Origin of the sequence: Corynebacterium sp. ACRPE, from assembly GCF_022347435.1 — a bacterium.
GTDB classification, from domain to species: domain Bacteria; phylum Actinomycetota; class Actinomycetes; order Mycobacteriales; family Mycobacteriaceae; genus Corynebacterium; species Corynebacterium tuberculostearicum_D.
Genome location: NZ_JAKRNA010000002.1, coordinates 95,975 through 116,513 on the forward strand (window position 1 = coordinate 95,975; position 20,539 = coordinate 116,513).

The window sequence follows — 20,539 nt, forward strand, 5'->3', positions numbered from 1 at the left end:
AACGGAGACCGGGGCCGGAATGACCGAGCGTTTACTTCTTCAGTCCGTCAATGATCTCGTTGAACCTAGCAACTGGGCGCATGACGGCAGAGGTCTTCTCGTCATTTGGCCAGTAGTAGCCGCCGAGGTCGGCGGGGTTGCCCTGGGCGTCGACAAGCGCCTGGGCGATCTCGTCTGCCTGGGAGGACAGCTGGGAAGCCACGTCCTTGAAGGCTGCGGCGAGATCGGCATCATCGGTCTGGTTAGCCAGCTCTTCGGCCCAGAAGGTGGCCAGGAAGAAGTGGGAACCGCGGTTGTCGATTTCGCCAGCCTTGCGGGACGGGGACTTGCCTTCATTGAGCAGGCGTTCGGTGGCCTTGTCCAGGGTGGCAGCCAGGACGCCGGCCTTCTCGTTGCCGTTGGTCTGCTTTTCGTGGCGGAAGGACTCGGCCAGGGCCAGGAACTCGCCGAGGGAATCCCAGCGCAGGTGGTTTTCTTCCTCGACCTGCTGGACGTGCTTCGGGGCGGAGCCGCCCGCACCGGTCTCGAAGAGGCCGCCACCTGCCATGAGTGGAACCACTGACAGCATTTTGGCGGAGGTGCCCAGTTCGAGGATGGGGAAGAGGTCCGTGTTGTAGTCACGTAGCACGTTGCCGGTAACAGAGATGGTGTCCTCGCCGCGGCGGATGCGCTCGATGGAGGTCTTGGTAGCGGTTACCGGGTCCTCGATGGAGATGTCTAGGCCCTCGGTGTCGTGGTCCTTAAGGTACTTCTCCACCAGGGACTTGATATTGCGGTCGTGGCCGCGCTCTGGGTCGAGCCAGAAGATGGTCTTCATGCCGGACAGGCGAGCGCGGTTGACGGCGAGCTTGACCCAGTCCTGGATCGGAGCGTCCTTGGTCTGGCAGGCGCGCCAGATATCGCCTTCCTCCACATCGTGGGAGATAAGAACCTCGCCCTGGGAGTTGCGAACCTCAACGGTGCCGGCGGCTGGGATCTTGAAGGTCTTGTTGTGGGAGCCGTACTCCTCGGCCTTCTGCGCCATCAGGCCAACGTTCGGCACGGTACCCATGGTGGTCGGGTCGAAGGCGCCGTTTTCCTTGCAATCCTCGATAACGGCCTGGTAGACGCCGGCGTAGGAGGAATCCGGGATGACGGCGAGGGTGTCCTGCTCCTCGTCGTTCTTATTCCACATGTGGCCGGAGGTGCGGATCATGGCAGGCATGGAGGCGTCAATAATGACGTCGGAAGGCACGTGCAGGTTGGTGATGCCCTTGTGGGAGCTGACCATGGCGAGGTCGGGGCCGTCGGAAAGCGCGGCGTCGAAAGCAGCCTTGATTTCTTCGCCGTTGTCCAGGTTCTTCAGGCCCTCGTAGATAGCGCCCAGGCCGTTCTCGCCGTTGAGGCCGGCAGCCAGCAGCTCCTCGCCGTACTTGTCATAAACATCGGCGAAGAAGGCGCGGACGACGTGGCCGAAGAGGATGGGATCAGAGACCTTCATCATGGTCGCCTTCAGGTGGGTGGAGAAGAGCACGCCCTCTTCCTGAGCGCGCTTGACCTGTGCGAGGAGGAACTCATCCAGGGCCTTGGCGGACATGAAGGTGCCGTCGATGACCTCACCCTTGAGAACCGGCAGCTCCGGCAGCAGGGTCTGCTCGCCGTCGGCGGTCTTGAGGACGATGGACAGGGTGTCCTCGTTTTCCAGGATGACGGACTTTTCATTGTGGCGGAAGTCGTTGTCCGCCATGGTGGCAACGTTGGTCTTGGAGTCCTTGGACCACTCGCCCATGCGGTGCGGGTGCTTCTTTACAAAGTTCTTCACGGCCTCCGGGGCGCGGCGGTCGGAGTTGCCCTCGCGCAGCACCGGGTTAACAGCGGAGCCCTTGACGGAGTCATAGCGGGCGGCGATGTCCTTTTCTTCCTCGGTGGAAGGATTATCTGGGTAATCAGGCAGATCGTAACCTGCGGCCTGCAGCTCGGCGATGGCCTTCTTCAGCTGCACCAGGGAAGCAGAAATATTCGGCAGCTTGATGATATTTGCTTCCGGGGTCTTAGCCATCTTGCCCAGCTCGGCCAAGGCGTCTTCGACCTTCTGCTCCTCGGTCAGGCGCTCCGGGAACTGCGCGGCGATGCGGGCGGCCAGCGAGATATCGCGGGTTTCCACGTCGATGCCAGCGGTGGAAGCGAAGGCCTCCACGATGGGCTTGAGGGAGTAGGTCGCCAGCAGCGGCGCCTCATCGGTACGGGTCCACGTAATCTTTGCCATGATTCTCCTAATTAACGTTGGAAAATTGTTCAAGTGCCCAGATTACCGATTTTGTGGGCGGCATGTGGGCCAGTTTGCTGAAAGTGATCCCCCATTTGCCGCCCCTTGAAAAGGGTTGCGTGGCCGCTGTCACCCATGCGCGGGAGGGGTGGAGATATTCACGAGCCCCCGCTGCGGGCATGCTGCAGGCGCAGACGGGGTGTACCCTCACTCTCCATGAAAATCATCGATGAGCTAAGCCCGCGCAGCGCACGCGAACACCGCGTTCGCCGCCGCCCGCTGCCGTTGCAAACGGAGATTACCGCCCGTCGCCGCGCCATCGTCATGGTGGCCATGGCCCTGGGCGCGTTTGCCATCGGCACGACGGAGTTCGTGTCTATGGGCCTGCTGCCGCTTATTGCAGATGATTTTGGCGTTTCGGAAGAAAACGCCTCCACGCTCATCACCATCTATGCGATGGGCGTGGTGGTCGGTGCCCCGTTGATTGCGGCTTTTACCGGCAAGCTGCCGCGCCGCCGGCTCATCCTGCTGCTCATCGGCTTCCTCGTGGTGGGTAACCTCCTTTCGGTCTTGGCACCGAACTACGCCATCCTCATGGTCGCGCGCTTTATTGCGGGCATGCCGCACGGCGCTTATTTCTCCGTGGCTAATCTCTCGGCAGCATCCATGGCACCCCCAGGCGGCCGCGGCAAGGCCATGGCTTATGTGGGTATGGGCCTGGCCATCGCCACGGTTATTGGTGTACCAGCCGCCCAAGCCCTCGGCTCCGCACTGGGCTGGCAGGCGGCCTACCTGGTGGTCGTGGCCCTGGGTATCGTCACCGCCATTGCGTTGTTCTTCCTGATGCCGCACATGACGGAGATGAAGCAGACCGATATCCGCACCGAATTCGGTGCGTTCAAAAACAGCCAGGTGTGGTTCACCGTCATCATGGGCGTGGTCGGTTTTGGCGGCATGTTCTCCGTCTATACCTATATTTCCTGGACCATGACCGAGGTCGCTGGCATGGATCAGAGCCTCATCTGGGTCGTGCTCATGGCCTATGGCATCGGCATGACCATCGGCAATGCTTTTGGCGGCTGGCTCGCTGACCGCAACCTGGAGTTTGGCATTATCTTTGCCTTGGCCTGCCTCATCGTTATCCTGACGGCCTTCTATTTCCTTTCCGGCCACGCCATCCCCGCTACTTTGTGCTTTGGCTGCGTGGCGTTTATGGGCTCCACGCTGGTGCCTTCGCTGCAGCTGCGCTTGGTGCATGTGGCTGGCGACGCCCAGACTTTGGCCGCAGCCCTTAACCAGTCCGCGCTGAACATCGCAAACGCGGCCGGTGCGACCATTGGCGGCGCCGTGGTGGGTGCCGGCTTGGGCTACTCCGCCCCGGCGCTGGCCGGTGCGGCCCTAGCGGCTGCGGGTTGCCTGGTGTGGGCTGCGACGATGTGGGATAAAAAGCGCCTTTCTCGCCGCGCCTAGGCATACCGATATGCTGTTGGCATGACCCTTACCATCGCGAGCGTTAATGTCAACGGAATCCGCGCTGCGTGCAAGCAGCGCAATGAAAATAACCCCGGAATGAACGCCTGGTTGGAGGAGACTCCGGCCGATATCGTGCTCATGCAGGAGGTGCGCGCAACCCCGGAACAAGCCGAAAAGGCCCTGGCCCCAGCCCTCGAGGCGGGGTGGCACTTAGCTCTTGCCGACGCCGCCGCAAAGGGCCGCGCCGGCGTCGGCATCTTGTCTCGCACCCCGCTTGCCGACGTCGAAGTGGGCTTCGGCTCCTTTACCGACGCCGGCCGCTGGATTGCGGCTACCACCCGCGATATTCGCGTCGCCTCCCTGTACCTGCCCTCCGGCGATACCGGTTCGCCGAAGCTGGATGAAAAGTACCGCTTCTTGGATGAATTCCAGGAGGTGCTGGCGGAGAACGCGGCGCGCACGAATTCGGATGGCAGCCCGGCCGATATGGTCATCGGCGGCGACTGGAATATCTGCCACCGCGCCCAGGACCTGAAAAATAATAAGGCCAACGAAAAGAAGGCTGGCCACCTGCCGGAAGAACGCGCCTTCATGGACCATGTCTTTGGTGCGTTCCCGGATGACACGCCGCAGGAGAAGAAGAACCTGGGGCAGTGGCAGGGCGTAGTCGAGTACGCCGGCGGCGAGCCGTGGTCCCCGGCCGCAGAACCGCAGTGGTTCGACGTCGCCCGCCGCCTGCATCCGGACGAAGACGGTCCTTATACCTGGTGGACCTACCGCGGCCAGGCATTTAATAACAACGCCGGGTGGCGCATCGATTACCAGGCGGCCACCCGCCCGATGCTGGAGCGCGCGCAGCGCACCTGGGTGGATAAGGCTCCTACCGTGGAGCAGCGCTGGTCCGACCATTCCCCACTGCTGGTGGAGTACCGCTGATGACGCCACTATTTAGCGTCCTGTATGTAGTTGGTATTACGGCCGAGTCCATGACCGCCGCCTTGTCCGCCGGCCGCCAGAAGCTCGACCTTTTTGGCGTCACCATGATCGCCTCCATGACGGCGCTGGGCGGCGGCACGGTGCGCGATATGATCCTCGATGACCCTCCCTTTACTTGGGTTGAGCACCCCATCTATTTGGTGATCGTCATCGTGGCGGCCGTGGTGACGGTGGGCATGTCCTTCCTCATGCACTACTTCCGCCACCTCTTCCTCATCCTGGATGCCCTGGGGCTTGCGGTCTTTTCGGTGCTCGGCACCCAAATTGCGGTCCACTTGGGGCACGGGTTCATAATTGCCTCGGTTTCCGCGGTGATTTCCGGCGTCTTTGGCGGCGTGCTGCGTGACCTGCTTTCAGACCGCATCCCGTTGGTCTTTTCCGGCGAGTTCTACGCCGCTATCTCGCTGCTCGCCGCAGCACTATTTATGACGCTGTACCACAGTGGCCTGGCCGAGGAACCGACCGCGATTATTACCGCCTCCGTGTGCTTTATCGCCCGCTTGGCCGCGATCTACTTCAAGAAGGGCCTGCCCGTCTTCGAATACCGCGACGCCGAGCAGCAGATGGATCCGCGCCTGCGTTTGTCCGCGCGCATCGTGCGCGATGGCGCCCGCAAGGCCAAGCGCAAGGCGGGCGCGGCCACGCGCTATGCCAGCCCCATCACGCGCCCGCTGACCCGGCCGCTGAGCCGTCCACTGGGGCGCACGTTTAAGAACAAGTCACGAGAGTTTTCTAACGCGGCGGAGGGCACTGACTACAGCGATATTTCGAGCAATCGCATCGCGCGTCGCCCGAAGCGGCAGTCGATTACCCGGCCGAGTGGCCGGCACTCGCCAGGGGCACGGGGAGTAAACGTCGAGCAGCAGTGGAGCTTTAATAAGGGGGACGTCGGCAAGCGCAAGGCACCCAAACACAAGCAGTAGTGCTACTATGGGTAGGTCAAAAAATTCAGTAATCTGCAACGGAGAAAGTTCATGGCTCGCGCAATTATTTCTTTCGTCCTCGGCGCTGTAATCCTCGGCCTGAGCATCTGGTGGTGGACCGTTGTTGGTCCGTCCTTCGCTTTCCTCGGCCCCATCGTGCTCATGGGCGTGGGCGGCGCGCTGATGGTATCCGGTTGGGCCATCCTGATGGACGTAGTCAGCCCCACCTCCCGCAAGCTCTAAAATCCTTGCGCCGCATCCCCTGCCTAATCGGGCAGGGGATTTTTTCGATCCCTCGCTCAGGCGGCGCCGGGGAAGGAAGTGAACCGCGCGGCGAGGCTAGGGGGTAGGATAAGGCACCATGACTGCAGACAATTCCACCGTTTCCCGCGTCCTGTCCGGTATCCAACCCACCGCTGATTCCTATCACCTGGGTAATTACCTGGGAGCGCTCAAGCAGTGGATTGACCTGCAGGACGGCTATGACGCCTTCTACTTCATCCCTGACCTGCACGCGATCACCGTGGAGCAAAATCCGGAGGAGCTGCGCAACCGCACCATCGCGGGTGCCGCACAGCTCATCGCCCTGGGCATTGATCCGGAAAAATCCACGCTCTTCGTGCAGTCGCACGTGCCCGCCCACGCGGAGCTGACCTGGGTTTTGCAGTGCCTCACCGGCTTTGGCGAGGCCTCCCGTATGACCCAGTTCAAGGATAAGTCCGCCAAGCAGGGCTCGGATCGCACCTCCGTGGGCCTATTTACCTACCCGATCCTCATGGCCGCAGATATTTTGCTGTACTCGCCGGATTATGTGCCGGTGGGTGAGGACCAGCGCCAGCACCTGGAGCTGACCCGCAACTTGGCCGAGCGCTTCAACAATAAGTACGGCGAGACCTTCAAGGTACCGGAGCCGTTCATCCCGGAGGGTGCGGCCAAGATTTATGACCTGCAGGAGCCGACCTCCAAGATGTCCAAGTCTGGCGCCAACCCCAAGGGTTTGGTCAATCTCTTGGACGCACCGAAGACCTCAGCCAAGCGCATTAAATCCGCCGTGACGGATGACTTGGGCTCGGTGGCCTTTGACCGCGAAAATCAGCCGGGCGTGTCCAACCTATTGGTCATCCAGTCCGCGCTGACCGGTGAATCTATCGATTCCCTAGTGGAGAAGTACGCCGACCAAGGCTATGGCCACCTCAAGGTCGATACCGCAGATGCGCTGCAGGAATTTACCACTCCGCTCAAGGCGCGCTTTGATGAGCTGATGGCGGACCGCGGCGAGCTCGAGCGCATCCTGGCTCAGGGTGCGGAGACGGCGCAGGAGATTGCCCAGCCGCTTGTCGACGACGTCTATAAGAAAGTCGGCTTCCTTCCTCGCCTGCGCAAGTAGCATGGGGGCTGCTTCCCCCGTGCTCCACCCCACAAAGGGACAACAGGGCATTTGCCAGTTACTCTAGGTGGGATAAAAATTTTGTGAGCAAGAAGGGAAGCACGTGCCAACCACCACGCAATCCTCCTCGAAGAAGACGGACCACTACGGCATCGAACGCGCCAATGCCGACGATCCCGGTGCGGTAGATAAGATTCGCTCCAAGTCCAGGTTCGTTGATCACCTCATGCGCATGAACGAGCGCTACGGTGCCGAAGGCGGCAACCAGTTTGCCGCCGGCATCACCTATTATTCGGTGCTCTCCATCTTCCCGCTTGCCATGCTGATCGTGGCCACCGTCGCCGCCGTCTTGGCTAACCGCGAGGACCTGCTCAATGATCTGCAATCCCATATCACCAGTTCTATCGATGGCGATATGGGCGATACGGTTAACAAAATCCTCGATACCGCCATTGACCAACGCGGCGCCATGTTCGGTATCGGTGGTTTGACCACCCTGTGGTCCGGCCTGGGATGGATGAATAACCTGCGCATCGGTATCTCGGCGATGTGGGGTATCGATGCCAACGAGGGCGGTTCCTTCTTGAAGAAGAAGTTGTCTGACCTGGTGGGCCTCATTGGCCTTATCGTGGCGTTCCTCATCGCCTTTGGCGTGACCGCCGCCGGTTCCTCCGGCCTCACCCAAAAGATTTTTGAGCGCGTAGGAATCGAGTCCTTCTCGGGCATGGACTTGGTGATTTTCTTTGTCGGCTTGGCTGTGGGCCTCGTGGCGAACTTCATCGTTATGTGGTGGCTGATTATGATCCTGCCGCGCACCAAGGTGCCGAAGAAGTCTGGCCTTATCGGCGCGGCCATCGGCGCTGTAGCCTTTGAGGTGCTCAAGCAGCTGTCTACAATCATTATGTCTTCTGCTACCGGCAGCCCGGCCGGCGCGGTCTTTGGTCCGGTCATCGTGCTCATGGTGGTCATGTACCTAATTTGGCGCGTGGTGCTGTATATCTCCGCGTGGACCGCCACCACTAAGGAATCCCTGAAGTACACCCACCCGCCAGTCCCAGAACCAGCCGTTATCCGCGTGCGCAATGAGATCAAGGAGGGCGCGCCTGCTGGTGCGACCTTCGGCGTCGGTGCCGCATTGGGCGCTGCGGCCGTGGGCGCGTGGAGCCTGTTGCGGCGAAAGTAAATCTCCCCCTTAGGGGTGAGGACGCCCCTGCCATTGGGCTTTAAAATAGACATTATGAACGCCAATGACATCGCACCGAATCTTTATGAGGAGTGGGGACTAGACCGCCGCGACGGCGCACACGAGCTTTTAGTCTTGTTGGAGTCCAAGGATCTGCAGCTCCAGCAGCAAGGCCAAGACGCCGAGGAGCCGCGGCGCGCGCAATTGCGCATCGCCGCCAGCGTTGTGGGTTCTGCCGCGAAGAGGGCGGAATACGATAAGGCGTGTGAGGCAGGGTTGCGCCCCACCTGGGGTGATTTAGGGCAGTTGGGTGCAGTAGGCCAGTGGAACCCGCGGCCGCAGCAACCGCAGCAGCAGGTTCAGTTTTCCCAGTTCGGTCAGGCCGCGGGGCCAGGGCCCCAAGTTAAGCAGGAGCCACAATTTGCGCAGACCGCTAGCCCCTATGGGTCACCGTATTCGCGCAATCCCTTCGCCCCTCAGTCCAATCCGTTCCCACCAGCAGCGGCGGTGAACGCGGCTGTCCCCGCGCCGTTGGTACAACAATCAGTGGCTGAAATTAGTCAGCGCGCTGGTCAAGATGCGCGCATCGGAATGGCCATTTTGGACCTATTCTTTTTCTCACTCATCAGCGGTAGCTTCGGCGGCGCGCTGCTTTCTGGTGGCGTGGATGAGCTCTCGACGTTTATCGGTGGCGTCATCATCTTGCTGCTCTACGTTTTGGGCACCGAGTGTTGGCTTGGTGCCAGCCCGGCCAAGCTGCTGATGGGCTATACGGTGCGCGATGTCGATACCAAAGAGCGGCTTAGCCTCACCCAGTCCGCAAAGCGCCAGTGGTGGCGCCTCGTTAATGTCGTGCCGGGCCCCGGTACTTTTGCCAGCTGGGTGGGCGCCGGTGTGCACACCTTCACCATTTCGGAGAAGAATAACCGGCGCGGCTCCCACGATGAGTGGGCTAACGCCGAAGTAGTGAAAAGGCACCCACGCAAATAGCCAGCAACACTACGGCGCCGGCGATAACCCAGCCGAGCCACCCCTGCACCCCGGCCAAGGAGGAGTTGGCCGATTGTGCCTGGGCATCGGGGGCCGGGGTGGCAGCAGGGGAGGCAGGGGAGTCGGCGTGGGAATGGGCGTCGGCGTCGGCAAGCAACTGCCCTACACCATCACCGGGATGCACCTTATAGGCCTCGTGCAGCAGTTTCTGAGCCTGCTCCCACGCGCGCGGGCCGTGCTCCACGGTGGTATCGAGCAGCACCGCTTGCAGCCGCCGGCCATGGCGGTCGAGCGCACCGACGAAGGTATGGTGCGCATCATCGGTAAAACCCGTCTTGCCACCAATACCGTCCGGATCGTTGAGGAAAAGCCCGTTATCGTTTCCTAGTTGGTAGCCTTCATAATCTCCCCAGCCCGGAAAATCTACGGAGTCCGTATCCACAATGCGCGCGAACGTCGGGTTATGGAAGGCCGCGCGGTAAATGCGGGAAATATCCTCGGCCGAGGTAGACATCCCCGGGGCGTCGAGCCCGGAGTAGCTGGCCGCGTACGTGGAATTCGTACCGATTTCAGCCGCCTTCTCGTTAACCTTGCGCAAAGTGGCCTCGTCGCCGCCCAATTCCTGCGCCAGCGCATGCGCAGCGTCGTTGCCCGAAGCCATGAGCAAGCCCTGCAAAAGCTGCTCCACCGTGTACGTGCCGCCTGGGCCGATGCCCACCGCGGAACCATCGATTTGCGCCGATTCTTCGCCCACCTCGACCTTCTGGTGCAGGTCCAACTCGTCGATGACCACGAGCGCTAGCAGCGCCTTAATGATGGAGGCCGGCCGGTACCGGCCGTTAGGGTCCTTCATCGCGACGATCTCGCCGGTGTCGATATCGGAGACCATCCAGGCTGCGGCCACCACATCCTTATCCACTTTGAATCCTTCAGGCAGGGTGGTGCCGCAGGGCTCATCGCTGTCCACCGGAGGCAACGGGGTGGGGGAGGCCTGCCCAGGAGCGAGGCGCTCCGAGGTGGTGGTCGCCTTTTCCGGGCGTTCGGAGTGCGGGCATTTATCGGTATCCGGCGCGGCGGTACGCGTGGTGGTTGGAGCGGTCGGCGTTTCCGCCAGTGCTAGCGGCGGGCCGCTCGCCAGCACGGCGGCGAGAGAACAAGCGAGAATTCTTTTCATGACATGACACATCTTAGGCCCGTGCTTACGATGGGACGCATGCATGACGCGCCATTGATTAGCCCCGAAAACAAGGACTCCGCCGCCGACGTGGTGGCGCACCTGCCTAAGGTCTCCCTTTTTGAAACCATCACCTCCTCGGCCACCACGCCGGAAGAGCTCACCGCCGCTCTCCGCGAGCGTTATGAAGCTTTGGCTGCCGACGGCGTGGTCTACGCAGAAGTGCACCTAGACCCCGCAGAGCTTGGCCTCGACGCCGCCGTGGTTGCCGAAGCCGCCGTCGCTGCCGGCGTCCCTAACATTGATTCCCGCATCGTCCTGGCAGGCTCGGCCCCAGAGGGAGCAATGCCTGATGAGGCCCCCGTGGTGGGCTATAGCCTGCCGCAGGACCAAGCGAGCGCAGCCGCAGATTTCCGCGCGGATTTCCTGCCCACCCAGATCCTGGTGGGAGAGGACTTCGCAGAGGTAGAGCGTGCCGCCCGGGCTGGGGTGAATCGCCTCATCCACCCAATCAATATGATCGATGATTTCACTGCGAATATTGATGGCATCCTGCCGGGCAAGGCATCTGGATACATCCGCGATCGCCACATTCCACTTGTCTTTACTCCGCTGGAGGAGTCCGAAGATCTCAATGACCATCCGCTGCCGCTGCTGCAGCAGCTGGGCTTTACCTGTGCCATTTCTTCGGGCGAGACCACCTTGACCAAGCAGTTCCTCGCGCTGAGTGAGACCTTTGGCTATGGGCTGGAGGAATTTTTCGATCTCACCGTCAAAGCAGTGGAGAATTCCTTCGCTGACCAGGAATTACGGCAGCATCTGCTAGAAACGGTTATCCTGCCAGCATACGAGGAACTATCAGACCCCGAGCTGGCAGGCCCAGACACTGAAGAGTCTTTGGCAGATGCCGCTGAAGAAACTACTGACTAAAGGAGAATTACATGCCTTCCGTACTTTTCGTTGTTACCGCCGCTGAGGAATGGACCCTGGCCGATGGCACCAAGCGCCCGACCGGTTATTGGGCCGAGGAGCTTATTGCCCCGCACCGCGTCTTCCAGGGCGCAGGCTGGGATATCCACTTCGCCACCCCGGGGGCGAAGGCTCCCGTCGTAGATGAGTACAGCCTGGAGGTGCTGCCAGACAACGTACGCATGGCGCAGGAAAATTACTTGGCAGAGTTGGGCGTGGCGCTAGAGAACCCGATGAACCTGGCCGATGTCAATGAGGAGGACTATGACCTCATTTTCTACCCGGGAGGCCACGGGCCGATGGAGGATCTTGCCTACGATCAGGATTCTGCCCAGCTTATTCAGGCGCGTATGGATTCCGGCCGCGCGCTCGGCCTCGTTTGCCACGCCCCGGCCGCGCTATTGGCAGTGGATAATGAGAATTGGCCGTTCAAGGGCTACAAGATGACCGCCTTTAGCAATGCCGAGGAAGGCGAGGAGATGGTCGCTGCCGCTAAGTGGGCATTGGAGACTCGCCTGCGCGAGCTGGGCGCGGACTATCAAGAAACCGATGCCATGTCCCCGAATGTCATCGTGGATCGCAACCTCTACACCGGCCAGAATCCCGCCTCTTCTGAGCCGCTGGCACAGCGTATCCTGCGCGATTTCTAAATGCGCATCCCGCGAATCCTCAAGGCCGGGACTGCCCTGACAGGAGTGGCCGGGGCCGCGGGCATGGCGGCGTATGCGCTCAGCCGCCGGCCGTACCTGCGTGAGGTGGCACCGGGGCTGCGCAGCCCGGTTCTGTACTTGCCTATGCACCTGCTTGCCGACGCCACCTTTGCCCGCGCCAGCCGCTTCTTTGCCAGCATCGATTTCTCCCGTCCGGTGCGGCACGCGGTGGATATTACGGAGTTTTCCGCTTCCTTCGGTGGCCACGCCTTTAGTGCCCGCGTGCTTACCCCACGCGGCGATGCCCAGGGCGCAGCCACCGCTGGGCCGCGCCCCGTGGTGGTGTGGACGCACGGCGGCGGCCATCTCATCGGCGGCCCGGCCATGTATGACCCGCAGAATGCCCGCATGGCGTCCGAGCTCGGTGCCATCGTGGTGGCCCCGCGCTACCACAAATCCACCCAGGAGCCGTTCCCCGCGGACCATGATGAGTGCTACGCCGCGCTGCGTTGGGTGCAAGAACACGGCGATAAGCTGGGCGGGGATACCTCGCGCATCGCGGTCGCTGGCGATAGCGCCGGCGGCGGCCTCGCCGCGGGCTTGGTTCAGCGGGCCTTTGATGAGGGACATCCGGTCCGCGCGCTCGGCTTGGTCTATCCCATGCTGGATCACCGCACCACGGACAAGTCCGGTGCGGTGGGCCAATTCATCTGGACGGCGGGCCCGAACCGCGGCGCGTGGTCGATGTACCTGGGAGATGACCATCTGGATGTTGACCTGCCGCCCTATGCTTCGCCGGCCACGCGCAGTGATCTTTCCGGCCTGCCGCCAACGTGGATCGGGGTTGGTGGCATCGACCTTTTCTGCGATGAATCCGTGGCCTTTGCCCAAGCCCTCGACGCCGCCGGTGTAGACACCACCCTCGACGTGTGGGCCGGCGCCTATCACGGCTTCGACCAGATTAAACCCAAGGCGCCACAATCGCGCGAGCTTATCGACGCCCTCATTGACCACCTCCGCCGCCACCTCTAAAGTCACGTACTGAGGGAGGACGAGCGATGAAATACAACACGCACGTGTCGTGGGTCGTATTTTTCACCAGCGTGATTGTTCTCGGTCTGATTCTGGGCGGGGTTTTTGGGATAGGAACCCTGGGCCGATCCATTGTCGGACTCAGTCTGTGGATCGTGTGGCTGATTTTCGATAAATACATGCGCGACCGGACCCGGATCCGACGCCAAGAGGAAGAAGCGCCGGGCCGCTAGACACAAAAAGCCGCCCCCTCTCCGTCCAGCTGCTGTGCAGTGGGGCAGAGGCTAGGGCGGCGGATGTTACGCGCGGCTGGGGCCGCGCGACCTGGTACGGGTTTAGAACTTGGAGAAGCGCTTGATGAGCATATCCTCCAAGCCCTTCCAAGACTCGGCGTGCTCGTTATATGGCTTGGACGGTACGTAGCCGGCGTGCTCGGTGGAGCCGAGCATGTAGCCCAAGTAGTCCTGCAGGCGGGGGTGAGCCAGCATATAGGAGTTAATGGAATCGTCGCCTGCCCAGTCGGCGGCATCGGCGCATACCTCATAGCAGCGCGCCATCTGATCGGAATCGACGGCCTCCGGGCCCTTTTCGATATCGCGCACGATGCCATTGAAGGAGTACTGGTTATCCGGGTGGACCTGAACTTCTAGCTCGCCGGCATTAGCGGCGGCGACAACCTCTTCCCAGGTGGATACGCGGGCTAGGTCGTGGTCATCGTTGTCCATGATCCAGCGCACCAGGGTCTTCGGGGAATCGAAGGTGAAGATCTCGCCCCACTTGCCCAAGAAAATGGGCTTGCCGTCCAGGTAGGTGCGCAGGGTGTAGACGGACTTGGACTGCGCGGTGATCTTGATGGGATCGATGCCGGCCGCGGCCCACGGGGAGTTATCGTACGGGTCAGCGGCCTCGGCGGCGGCCTTGCGCTTTTCCTCGGCTTCCTTGGCCGCTGCAGCGGAGGCGGCAGCAGCAGAAGAGATGCGCTCCTTGGCATCGGAGACCTCGGCCGCATCAAAGTCATCGCTGGAGACCACGCGGACGTGCTCATCCAGGTCCTCGATGACCTTCTTCCAGTTGCCGGCGATGACGTGGCCCACGCCGGACCACTCGCTCATGCCCTGTTCGCCGGAGTAGTGGTCGGCGCCGCGGGAGACGTTGCGCAGGATGGAGTGGGAGGCGAAGAAGATGGTGGTGTGCTCTGCACCGGCGACGTCGGCAAGCGCGGAGGCCATCTCCAGGTTGCGGGCCACCGTGGATACGTTCCGGTGGCTCGGGCGACCAGCCAGCGCTTCCGGCATGCCGATGAGGTCATACTCATCGCGCTTGGCTGGGGTAACGCGGTCCGCATCGCGGCCGGCGAACTGGTCCCACTGCGGGTGGTCCAGCAAATCGTGCTTAGTGTCAGACTCCACGAAGCACAGCAGCTCGGCGGGTGAGTTAAAGGCTAGGACGGCCTCGTCATCGCCCAAAAAAGCCTGCCACTCGGAGCCATGTTGGCGCCACTTGGGTGCCCAGAGGGTATAAAAATCGCCCTCGGTCAGCGAGAGCTTTACAGGTACAATTGCGCGGGTGCTCATGGCGTTTTAGTCTACCCAACGCCCTAAGCAGCGCGCGAGAGCGCACCGGCCTTAAGCCGTGGGACGCCAAAAGCCTTTGAATTGCATGCCCATATTTGTGGTGCGCAGCGGGTTGGTTTGCACCGGATCACCGGCCTCCACGATTTCGCCATTGCCGGAATACATTGCCACGTGCCCATCCCATACCACCAGGTCACCGGGCCGCAATTGATCCGCACTGACCTGCTGACCAACCGCCTGCTGGTCTGCTGTGCGCGGCAAGTCCACCCCGGCCTGTGAATAAGCCCATTGGGTAAGGCCCGAGCAATCAAAGCCACCGTTTCCGGTGCCGCCCCATACGTAGGGCTGTCCCACTTGGCTCTTCGCCGCGGCGACCGCGGCCTGCCCGGCGGCCGAACTGCCCTCGGCAGAAGGCTCTGGTGCGGGCGGGGGAGAAGATACCTCGTGTGTGGTGGCGTCGGCGCCGGCATCAGCGCCCGCGGCGGATTGTTCTGGAAGAGCGGTGGTTTGCTGGGTGCTGGTGGGGCTTAAGGGGGCGTCGGCAAGCGCGGAGCGCACCGGCCGCTGCGCTACCGGCTGCAAGGACTGAGCGGCCGCGCTGAGATCACCCATCAAGCGCTGCACGCGGGCAGTGGCCATGCCCAAGTGCTGAGAGATAAGCGCGCGAAGCTGAGCCAGAGCGGCAGCACGCGCCGATGGATCCAGCGAGAGGAAACCCAGCGCGGTGGGCAGGGCCTGGCGCACCAGCTGCGTGGCAATGCCCACCAGATCCCGGATGGTGCCCGCCACCAAGGTGCGGGCCTGGCCAAGCGCGGCAGAGATGGTCTCATTATCGAGATCGATATTTTTCGCCGACTCGAGTAGGGGAGCGGGATTGCCGTGGGCGATGGCGGCTAAAGGCTCGGCGGCGGAAAGGTCCGGTACGTGTGGTAGCTCTACCTCGGGAAGCTGGGTCGGTTGCAGGGTGGCTATTTGTTTGAGCGCGGTATCAAGCATCTATATCGCCGCCCCCAGGTGCTCGCCCAGTGTGGCGTCGGTGTCTTCTGCCTCGCGCGACATCTGGAAACCGGATTGGGCAACCTGCCCCATATCGTTGCGCAGCACGCTCATGCGCGCGCCCACATTATCGAGCGCGGCATGCACCGCCTCATTGAAAGCGGTGAATGCGGAATCTTCAGGCAAAACGGGGTGGGGCGGATTCTCCCCTTGGGACTGGGCGTGCAGGTCGCGGGCGAGGTGGCGGGCATAGTCAGTATCGATCGTGAAAGGTCTCATGCCCTATTGGACTGCCCGATGGCCCATTTGGTTCCCAAAAAGTTTAAAGTGGTGGTCATGGACATCCACGTAGTAGACCACCCGCTTGCCGCCTCCCGCCTTACCCTCATGCGCGATGCGCGCAGCGATAACTCCGCGTTCCGCGCCGCCCTGAAAGACTTGGGCGCCATGCTTGTCTATGAAGCATCTCGCGACCTTGCCGTGGAGAACTTCGACTGCGCCACCCCGGTTTCTACCGCACAGGGCACCCGCCTGCAGGACCCGCCCATTATCGTGCCGATCATCCGCGCTGGGCTGGGCATGGTGGACCCGGCCCTGTCTATGATTCCGGATGCACAGGTCGGCTTCATTGGCATGGCGCGCAACGAAGAGACGCATGAGCCGGTGCCGTACCTTGAGGCATTGCCGGAGGACCTGACCGGCCGCACGGTGTTCGTGGTGGATCCGATGTTGGCCACCGGTGGTTCCCTGCTGCACGCTTTGCGCCTGCTCGCCGGCCGCGGTGCCACCGATATCACCGCGATCTGCATGGTTTCGGCCCAGCCGGGCGTGGATGCGCTGGCCGAATCCGACCTGCCGGTGCGCCTAGTCACCGCCGCTATCGATCCTTCGCTCAACGAGGATGCTTATATCGTTCCAGGCTTGGGCGATGCCGGCGACCGCCTCTACGGTCCGCGCAATATCGACCTTTAAGGTAATCTTCTCCCTGGAAAGGCGACCGCACTTTCCAGGGGGAGAATATGAGTTTCATTCATCTAATGTGGTCGAGCTACGGCCATGGATTTTCACAACAATTGCGGCGCGTGCGGAAACGTAGGGGGATTTCGCAACAGGCGCTCGCGGAGATTTCTGGGGTCTCCCGCAGCCAAATATCCAATCTAGAGCGCAATGAAAATGGTGTGCACGCCATGGCCGATCCGCAGCTGTCTACGGTATATAAGCTGGCCTTGGCCCTAGAAATCCCGCCGGCGGTGCTGCTGCCGGCCGGCGGGGACGTGGTGGAAGGGCATTTGACCGATTCCGCGGTGGCCGCCGCCGAGGACGTTGCGCCCTTCCCACAAGGCTATGTGGACCGGCGTCGGTTTGCCGCCACGTGGAATGGCGCCTTGAGCTAGAGCACCCCGGATCACCACCTGAGTTACTGAACCGCATGGTCTAGTTGTAGACTTTGCACCCAGACGTATTTCAACGACAGGGAAGGCACGCGGATGATCTCGGAATTCATCAACGAGTGGTTCAATGCCCACCGTGCGGAGGTCATCGCGTGGCGGCGCCATATTCACCGCCACCCGGAAACCGCGAACCAAGAGGTAGAAACCACCAACTTCCTCGCTTCTATCCTGCAGGACTACGGTCTGGAGCCACAGCGCTTCCCCCAGACCGGCCTCATGGTAGACATCGGCCCCGATACGGAACTAGGCCGCTTAGCTTTCCGTGCGGATATCGATGCCCTGCCAGTCACCGAAGTCACCGGCCTGGAATATACCTCTGAGGTGCCCGGCAAGATGCATGCGTGCGGCCACGATGTGCACACCACCGTGGCGCTCGGCCTAGCCTGCGCGGTGGCGGATTTTCAGCGCGTCCACGACCTGCCATTGGGTATTCGGGTCATCTTCCAACCGGCCGAAGAAGTATGGGTAGGCGGAGCGACCGACGTTATTGAATGGGGCGCGCTGGAAGGCGTGCATTCCATTTTTGCCATCCACGCCGAGCCCAAGCTGCGCGTGGGTCGAATTGGCATTCGCGCCGGGGCGATTACCTCCGCTACCGACGTGGTAGAGCTCAATATCAAGGGCCCAGGCGGGCATACCTCCCGGCCGCACCTGTCGGCCGACGTTGTGTATGCCCTAGGAAAGGTCATTACCGAACTGCCCGCGCTGCTCTCGCGCCGCGTTGACCCGCGCACCGGCACCGTTTTGGTCTTTGGCCAGGTCAATTCCGGCTATGCGCCCAATGCCATTCCGGAGACTGGCAGCTTGACCGGTACCATGCGCACGGCCGATATTGGCATCTGGCGCAATATGCAAAACCTCTTTACGGAGTTGGTGGAGCAGATCCTCGCGCCGGTAGGCGTAGAACACGAGTTGACCTATAACCGCGGCGTACCACCGGTGCTTAACGATGACGTCGCAACCGCCCTACTCGCATCCGCTGCCCAATCCATCGATCCGCAGGCCGTTGTGCAAGCCCCGCAATCCTCCGGCGGCGAGGACTTCTCTTGGTACCTAGAAAAGGTCCCCGGTTCCATGGCGCGGCTTGGCTGTTGGTCCGGCGAGGGCGAGCAACATGACCTGCACATGGGCGACCTCATCGTGGACGAGCGGGCCATCGGCGTGGGCATCAAACTCTTTGGCGCCGTGGTTGAGCAGTTCATAGGCGAGAATGCGGAGACAGACTAACGCGCTTTAAGGTCCTACACGTTAGACTCGTAGGCGACTTTTAAAGTGGAGCCGATAAAGGAGCATGTGCGTGTTGAACCAGACCAAGCGAATCGTCATCATCGGCGGCGGCCCGGCCGGCTATGAGGCAGCGTTGGCAGGTGCTAAATATGGTGCAGAAATCACCATTATTGAAGACCAGGGCATGGGCGGCAACAGCGTTATCTTGGACTGTGTTCCATCCAAGTCCTTCATCGCTGGTGCCAATATTAAAACCGATCTGCGCCGTGCCGAGGATATGGAACTTAACCAGGGCATTGGCCAGGCCCATCTTTCCTTGACCGCACTGAATAAGCGCGTGCAGGATCTGGCAAGCAAGCAGTCCTCCGATATCCGCGCCACCGTGGAATCCCTGGGCGCACGCGTTATCGATGGCCGCGGCTATTTCCCAGAGGACCAGGAAGCCGATGCCTTCGGCGGCCACAAGGTCACCGCCGTATTCAACGAGGACGGCCACGAGGAAACCATTAACGCAGATCTGGTCTTGGTAGCCACCGGCGCCACCCCTCGCATTCTCCCCGGCGCTCAGCCGGATGGCGAGCGCATCCTTACCTGGCAGCAGGTCTACAACCTCACCGAGCTGCCGGAGCACCTCATCGTCGTCGGTTCCGGCGTGACCGGCGCCGAGTTCGTCTCCGCCTTTGCAGAGCTGGGCGTCAAGGTCACCATGGTTGCCTCCCGTGACCGCATTTTGCCGCATGACGACGCCGACGCTGCTGACGTCCTTGAGACCGTCCTGGGTGAGCGTGGCGTTGAGCTGGAAAAGAACTGCCGTGTGGAAACCGTCAACCGCACCGAGGACGGCAACGTCTTGGTTACTACGCAGGATGGCCGCGAAATCACCGGCTCTCACGTCATCATGTCCATCGGCTCCATCCCGAATACCCAAGACCTCAAGCTGGAGAACGTGGGCGTAGAAACCGCCAAGTCCGGCCACATTCAGGTTGACCGCGTCTCCCGCACCAATATCGCCGGCATCTACGCCGCTGGCGACTGCTCTGACCTTTTCCCGCTGGCTTCCGTCGCCGCAATGCAGGGCCGGGTGGCTATGTACCACGCACTGGGTGAGGGTGTGTCCCCTCTGCGCCTGAAGACCGTAGCCAACGCCGTCTTTACCCGCCCGGAAATCGCAGCCGTTGGCTTCACGCAGGCGGAAATCGAGGCCGGTGAGGTCGCCGCCCGCACCATCACCATGCCGCTAAAGACCAACCCACGCGCCAAGATGCGGTCCCTACAGCACGGCTTTGTCAAGCTCTTTTGCCGTGCCACCTCTGGCCGCGTTATCGGCGGCGTCATCGTCGCGCCGACCGCCTCCGAGCTCATCCTGCCCATCGCTATGGCCGTGACCAACCAGCTCACCGTAAACCAGTTGGCTGATTCCTTCGCCGTTTACCCGTCCCTGTCCGGCACCATCACCGAGGCTGCGCGACGCCTCGTGGCTCACGACGACCTGGAGTAAAGTTTCCTTCTCGTCCCGAGAACAGCTTTTCCGAATGGCAATTAGCTCCCTAGCTATGAGAGTTTTGAATCTTTCTTTAGCTGGGGAGCTTTGTTGTGGGCGCTGATGGGCCTTTTGCGCCTCGGTGAGAGGCTATGTGCCGCGGCAAGCTAGATACAGACATTTGCCCCTGTGGTGGAGTTGTATCGCGCTCTGTGGGAAAAAGTGAAGTGTTATGGTCAGGTTATGGCAGGAGACCCAAAGGCGCCCGAGGGCATCGGTATTGCAGAGTTAGATCTTTCAAAAATCGAAGAATATTTGACTCCCCGTCTTGATAGTTTCACTGCCTCGGACAACCGTTACTTTCACGAAGGAACCCGGAAAGAACCCAGATTTACGGTTGTTGCTATTGCTCGCCATGAATTAGCCATCGATATTGTCATAGCCGTCGAGGTTGATTTCGAGGCTGGATTGGCTTTTGCTGGGTACGAAGTGGTGGGGGCTGGTATGCGATACGGCGAAAACTTGAGTGAGTTTGTCCTGTATAACGCAGTCGCTTCGCATCTTTGGGCAGACCAGCTGGCCGGGGATTACCCAATCGGACAAATTGATTTCACGGCTCCCGATAAAATCACCTGGCCGACGCATTACGAACACGAGATTTACCTGCACATCTTGGAAGAGCTACGTGAGTTCAGCCAAGGCAGACTTGGAAGTGACGACTTCTGGCTGAATTCGGATTTCATCGAATCACTCAATCGCGGATGAATCTTCTTAGGCATCGCGTTTGAT

At 61.2% G+C, this 20,539-nt stretch carries 21 protein-coding genes; 16 read left to right on the top strand and 5 right to left on the bottom strand.

Annotated elements, in window-relative coordinates; all coding sequences use genetic code 11:
- Positions 1 to 31 precede the first annotated feature (31 nt).
- Entirely contained in the window at positions 32 to 2,245 is a 2,214-nt protein-coding gene (locus MHY13_RS01735) for an NADP-dependent isocitrate dehydrogenase (protein ID WP_239280291.1), read from the bottom strand.
- A gap of 216 nt (positions 2,246 to 2,461) precedes the next feature.
- On the opposite strand from MHY13_RS01735, the gene MHY13_RS01740 reads away from it, so the two are divergent.
- From MHY13_RS01740 to MHY13_RS01770, 7 genes are all read left to right on the top strand, one after another.
- Positions 2,462 to 3,715: an MFS transporter gene (locus MHY13_RS01740; protein WP_239280293.1), complete on the top strand. Its 1,254-nt coding sequence runs from the start codon at positions 2,462 to 2,464 to the stop codon at positions 3,713 to 3,715.
- Between the two features lie 21 nt (positions 3,716 to 3,736).
- Positions 3,737 to 4,654 carry an exodeoxyribonuclease III gene (locus MHY13_RS01745; protein ID WP_239280295.1) on the top strand — a complete coding sequence of 306 codons (918 nt, stop codon included), beginning with the start codon at positions 3,737 to 3,739 and terminating at the stop codon, positions 4,652 to 4,654.
- Positions 4,654 to 5,637 (top strand): trimeric intracellular cation channel family protein, encoded by a 984-nt coding sequence (locus MHY13_RS01750; protein WP_239280297.1) that lies wholly within the window; start codon positions 4,654 to 4,656, stop codon positions 5,635 to 5,637. Before MHY13_RS01745 ends, MHY13_RS01750 begins: the two co-directional genes overlap by 1 nt.
- Positions 5,638 to 5,688: 51 nt before the next feature.
- A complete protein-coding gene (locus tag MHY13_RS01755) occupies positions 5,689 to 5,880 on the top strand; it encodes a hypothetical protein (protein ID WP_005322618.1) in 192 nt (63 codons plus the stop codon).
- Between the two features lie 118 nt (positions 5,881 to 5,998).
- Positions 5,999 to 7,024 carry a tryptophan--tRNA ligase gene (trpS, locus tag MHY13_RS01760; RefSeq protein WP_204610104.1) on the top strand — a complete coding sequence of 342 codons (1,026 nt, stop codon included), beginning with the start codon at positions 5,999 to 6,001 and terminating at the stop codon, positions 7,022 to 7,024.
- A gap of 103 nt (positions 7,025 to 7,127) precedes the next feature.
- Positions 7,128 to 8,207 (top strand): YhjD/YihY/BrkB family envelope integrity protein, encoded by a 1,080-nt coding sequence (locus tag MHY13_RS01765; RefSeq protein ID WP_204610103.1) that lies wholly within the window; start codon positions 7,128 to 7,130, stop codon positions 8,205 to 8,207.
- Between the two features lie 54 nt (positions 8,208 to 8,261).
- Positions 8,262 to 9,197, top strand: coding sequence for an RDD family protein (locus MHY13_RS01770; protein WP_204610102.1), 936 nt, complete (start codon positions 8,262 to 8,264; stop codon positions 9,195 to 9,197).
- Here MHY13_RS01770 and MHY13_RS01775 read toward each other — a convergent pair.
- Entirely contained in the window at positions 9,160 to 10,371 is a 1,212-nt protein-coding gene (locus MHY13_RS01775; RefSeq protein ID WP_239192837.1) for a D-alanyl-D-alanine carboxypeptidase family protein, read from the bottom strand. The two genes, MHY13_RS01770 and MHY13_RS01775, sit on opposite strands and share 38 nt — an antisense overlap.
- Before the next feature lie 30 nt (positions 10,372 to 10,401).
- Here MHY13_RS01775 and MHY13_RS01780 point away from each other — a divergent pair, with 30 nt between their 5' ends.
- The 4 genes from MHY13_RS01780 to MHY13_RS01795 are packed head-to-tail and all read left to right on the top strand — an operon-like array spanning position 10,402 to position 13,255.
- Positions 10,402 to 11,301 carry an adenosine deaminase gene (locus MHY13_RS01780; RefSeq protein WP_239280299.1) on the top strand — a complete coding sequence of 300 codons (900 nt, stop codon included), beginning with the start codon at positions 10,402 to 10,404 and terminating at the stop codon, positions 11,299 to 11,301.
- An 11-nt stretch (positions 11,302 to 11,312) separates the two neighbouring features.
- Positions 11,313 to 11,990, top strand: a complete 678-nt coding sequence (locus tag MHY13_RS01785; protein ID WP_239280301.1) for a type 1 glutamine amidotransferase domain-containing protein — start codon at positions 11,313 to 11,315, stop codon at positions 11,988 to 11,990.
- A complete protein-coding gene (locus MHY13_RS01790) occupies positions 11,991 to 13,022 on the top strand; it encodes an alpha/beta hydrolase (RefSeq protein ID WP_239280303.1) in 1,032 nt (343 codons plus the stop codon).
- Between the two features lie 26 nt (positions 13,023 to 13,048).
- Complete coding sequence (locus MHY13_RS01795) at positions 13,049 to 13,255, top strand: hypothetical protein (RefSeq protein WP_239228877.1); 207 nt, start codon at positions 13,049 to 13,051, stop codon at positions 13,253 to 13,255.
- A 102-nt stretch (positions 13,256 to 13,357) separates the two neighbouring features.
- Here the strand turns inward: MHY13_RS01795 and MHY13_RS01800 are convergent, their stop codons facing one another.
- Genes MHY13_RS01800 through MHY13_RS01810 form a run of 3 tightly spaced genes read right to left on the bottom strand, consistent with a single transcriptional unit; the run spans position 13,358 to position 15,871 of the window.
- Positions 13,358 to 14,596: a hypothetical protein gene (locus tag MHY13_RS01800; protein WP_239280305.1), complete on the bottom strand. Its 1,239-nt coding sequence runs from the start codon at positions 14,594 to 14,596 to the stop codon at positions 13,358 to 13,360.
- Positions 14,597 to 14,647: 51 nt separating this feature from the next.
- Positions 14,648 to 15,592, bottom strand: coding sequence for a C40 family peptidase (locus tag MHY13_RS01805; RefSeq protein WP_239280307.1), 945 nt, complete (start codon positions 15,590 to 15,592; stop codon positions 14,648 to 14,650).
- Positions 15,593 to 15,871, bottom strand: coding sequence for a chemotaxis protein (locus MHY13_RS01810; RefSeq protein ID WP_239280309.1), 279 nt, complete (start codon positions 15,869 to 15,871; stop codon positions 15,593 to 15,595).
- A 57-nt stretch (positions 15,872 to 15,928) separates the two neighbouring features.
- Here MHY13_RS01810 and upp point away from each other — a divergent pair, with 57 nt between their 5' ends.
- From upp to MHY13_RS01835, 5 genes are all read left to right on the top strand, one after another.
- Positions 15,929 to 16,564, top strand: coding sequence for a uracil phosphoribosyltransferase (gene upp / locus MHY13_RS01815; RefSeq protein ID WP_049378022.1), 636 nt, complete (start codon positions 15,929 to 15,931; stop codon positions 16,562 to 16,564).
- A gap of 110 nt (positions 16,565 to 16,674) precedes the next feature.
- Positions 16,675 to 16,986, top strand: a complete 312-nt coding sequence (locus MHY13_RS01820; protein ID WP_239280311.1) for a helix-turn-helix domain-containing protein — start codon at positions 16,675 to 16,677, stop codon at positions 16,984 to 16,986.
- 93 nt (positions 16,987 to 17,079) lie between these two features.
- On the top strand, positions 17,080 to 18,270 hold the full coding sequence (locus tag MHY13_RS01825; protein WP_239280319.1) for an amidohydrolase: 1,191 nt from the start codon (positions 17,080 to 17,082) through the stop codon (positions 18,268 to 18,270).
- A 64-nt stretch (positions 18,271 to 18,334) separates the two neighbouring features.
- Positions 18,335 to 19,768: an NAD(P)H-quinone dehydrogenase gene (locus tag MHY13_RS01830; RefSeq protein WP_239280321.1), complete on the top strand. Its 1,434-nt coding sequence runs from the start codon at positions 18,335 to 18,337 to the stop codon at positions 19,766 to 19,768.
- 225 nt (positions 19,769 to 19,993) lie between these two features.
- On the top strand, positions 19,994 to 20,515 hold the full coding sequence (locus tag MHY13_RS01835) for a hypothetical protein (RefSeq protein WP_239280323.1): 522 nt from the start codon (positions 19,994 to 19,996) through the stop codon (positions 20,513 to 20,515).
- Positions 20,516 to 20,539: the final 24 nt, after the last annotated feature.

Excerpts from the sequence above, each read along its gene's own strand:
- MHY13_RS01735 (WP_239280291.1), bottom strand. The coding sequence starts at position 2,245 with ATGGCAAAGATTACGTGGACCCGTACCGATGAGGCGCCGCTGCTGGCG.
- MHY13_RS01740 (WP_239280293.1), top strand. The coding sequence starts at position 2,462 with ATGAAAATCATCGATGAGCTAAGCCCGCGCAGCGCACGCGAACACCGC.
- MHY13_RS01745 (WP_239280295.1), top strand. The coding sequence starts at position 3,737 with ATGACCCTTACCATCGCGAGCGTTAATGTCAACGGAATCCGCGCTGCG.
- MHY13_RS01750 (WP_239280297.1), top strand. The coding sequence starts at position 4,654 with ATGACGCCACTATTTAGCGTCCTGTATGTAGTTGGTATTACGGCCGAG.
- MHY13_RS01755 (WP_005322618.1), top strand. The coding sequence starts at position 5,689 with ATGGCTCGCGCAATTATTTCTTTCGTCCTCGGCGCTGTAATCCTCGGC.
- trpS (WP_204610104.1), top strand. The coding sequence starts at position 5,999 with ATGACTGCAGACAATTCCACCGTTTCCCGCGTCCTGTCCGGTATCCAA.
- MHY13_RS01770 (WP_204610102.1), top strand. The coding sequence starts at position 8,262 with ATGAACGCCAATGACATCGCACCGAATCTTTATGAGGAGTGGGGACTA.
- MHY13_RS01775 (WP_239192837.1), bottom strand. The coding sequence starts at position 10,371 with ATGAAAAGAATTCTCGCTTGTTCTCTCGCCGCCGTGCTGGCGAGCGGC.
- MHY13_RS01780 (WP_239280299.1), top strand. The coding sequence starts at position 10,402 with ATGGGACGCATGCATGACGCGCCATTGATTAGCCCCGAAAACAAGGAC.
- MHY13_RS01785 (WP_239280301.1), top strand. The coding sequence starts at position 11,313 with ATGCCTTCCGTACTTTTCGTTGTTACCGCCGCTGAGGAATGGACCCTG.
- MHY13_RS01790 (WP_239280303.1), top strand. The coding sequence starts at position 11,991 with ATGCGCATCCCGCGAATCCTCAAGGCCGGGACTGCCCTGACAGGAGTG.
- MHY13_RS01795 (WP_239228877.1), top strand. The coding sequence starts at position 13,049 with ATGAAATACAACACGCACGTGTCGTGGGTCGTATTTTTCACCAGCGTG.
- MHY13_RS01800 (WP_239280305.1), bottom strand. The coding sequence starts at position 14,596 with ATGAGCACCCGCGCAATTGTACCTGTAAAGCTCTCGCTGACCGAGGGC.
- MHY13_RS01805 (WP_239280307.1), bottom strand. The coding sequence starts at position 15,592 with ATGCTTGATACCGCGCTCAAACAAATAGCCACCCTGCAACCGACCCAG.
- MHY13_RS01810 (WP_239280309.1), bottom strand. The coding sequence starts at position 15,871 with ATGAGACCTTTCACGATCGATACTGACTATGCCCGCCACCTCGCCCGC.
- upp (WP_049378022.1), top strand. The coding sequence starts at position 15,929 with ATGGACATCCACGTAGTAGACCACCCGCTTGCCGCCTCCCGCCTTACC.
- MHY13_RS01825 (WP_239280319.1), top strand. The coding sequence starts at position 17,080 with ATGATCTCGGAATTCATCAACGAGTGGTTCAATGCCCACCGTGCGGAG.
- MHY13_RS01830 (WP_239280321.1), top strand. The coding sequence starts at position 18,335 with ATGTGCGTGTTGAACCAGACCAAGCGAATCGTCATCATCGGCGGCGGC.
- MHY13_RS01835 (WP_239280323.1), top strand. The coding sequence starts at position 19,994 with ATGGCAGGAGACCCAAAGGCGCCCGAGGGCATCGGTATTGCAGAGTTA.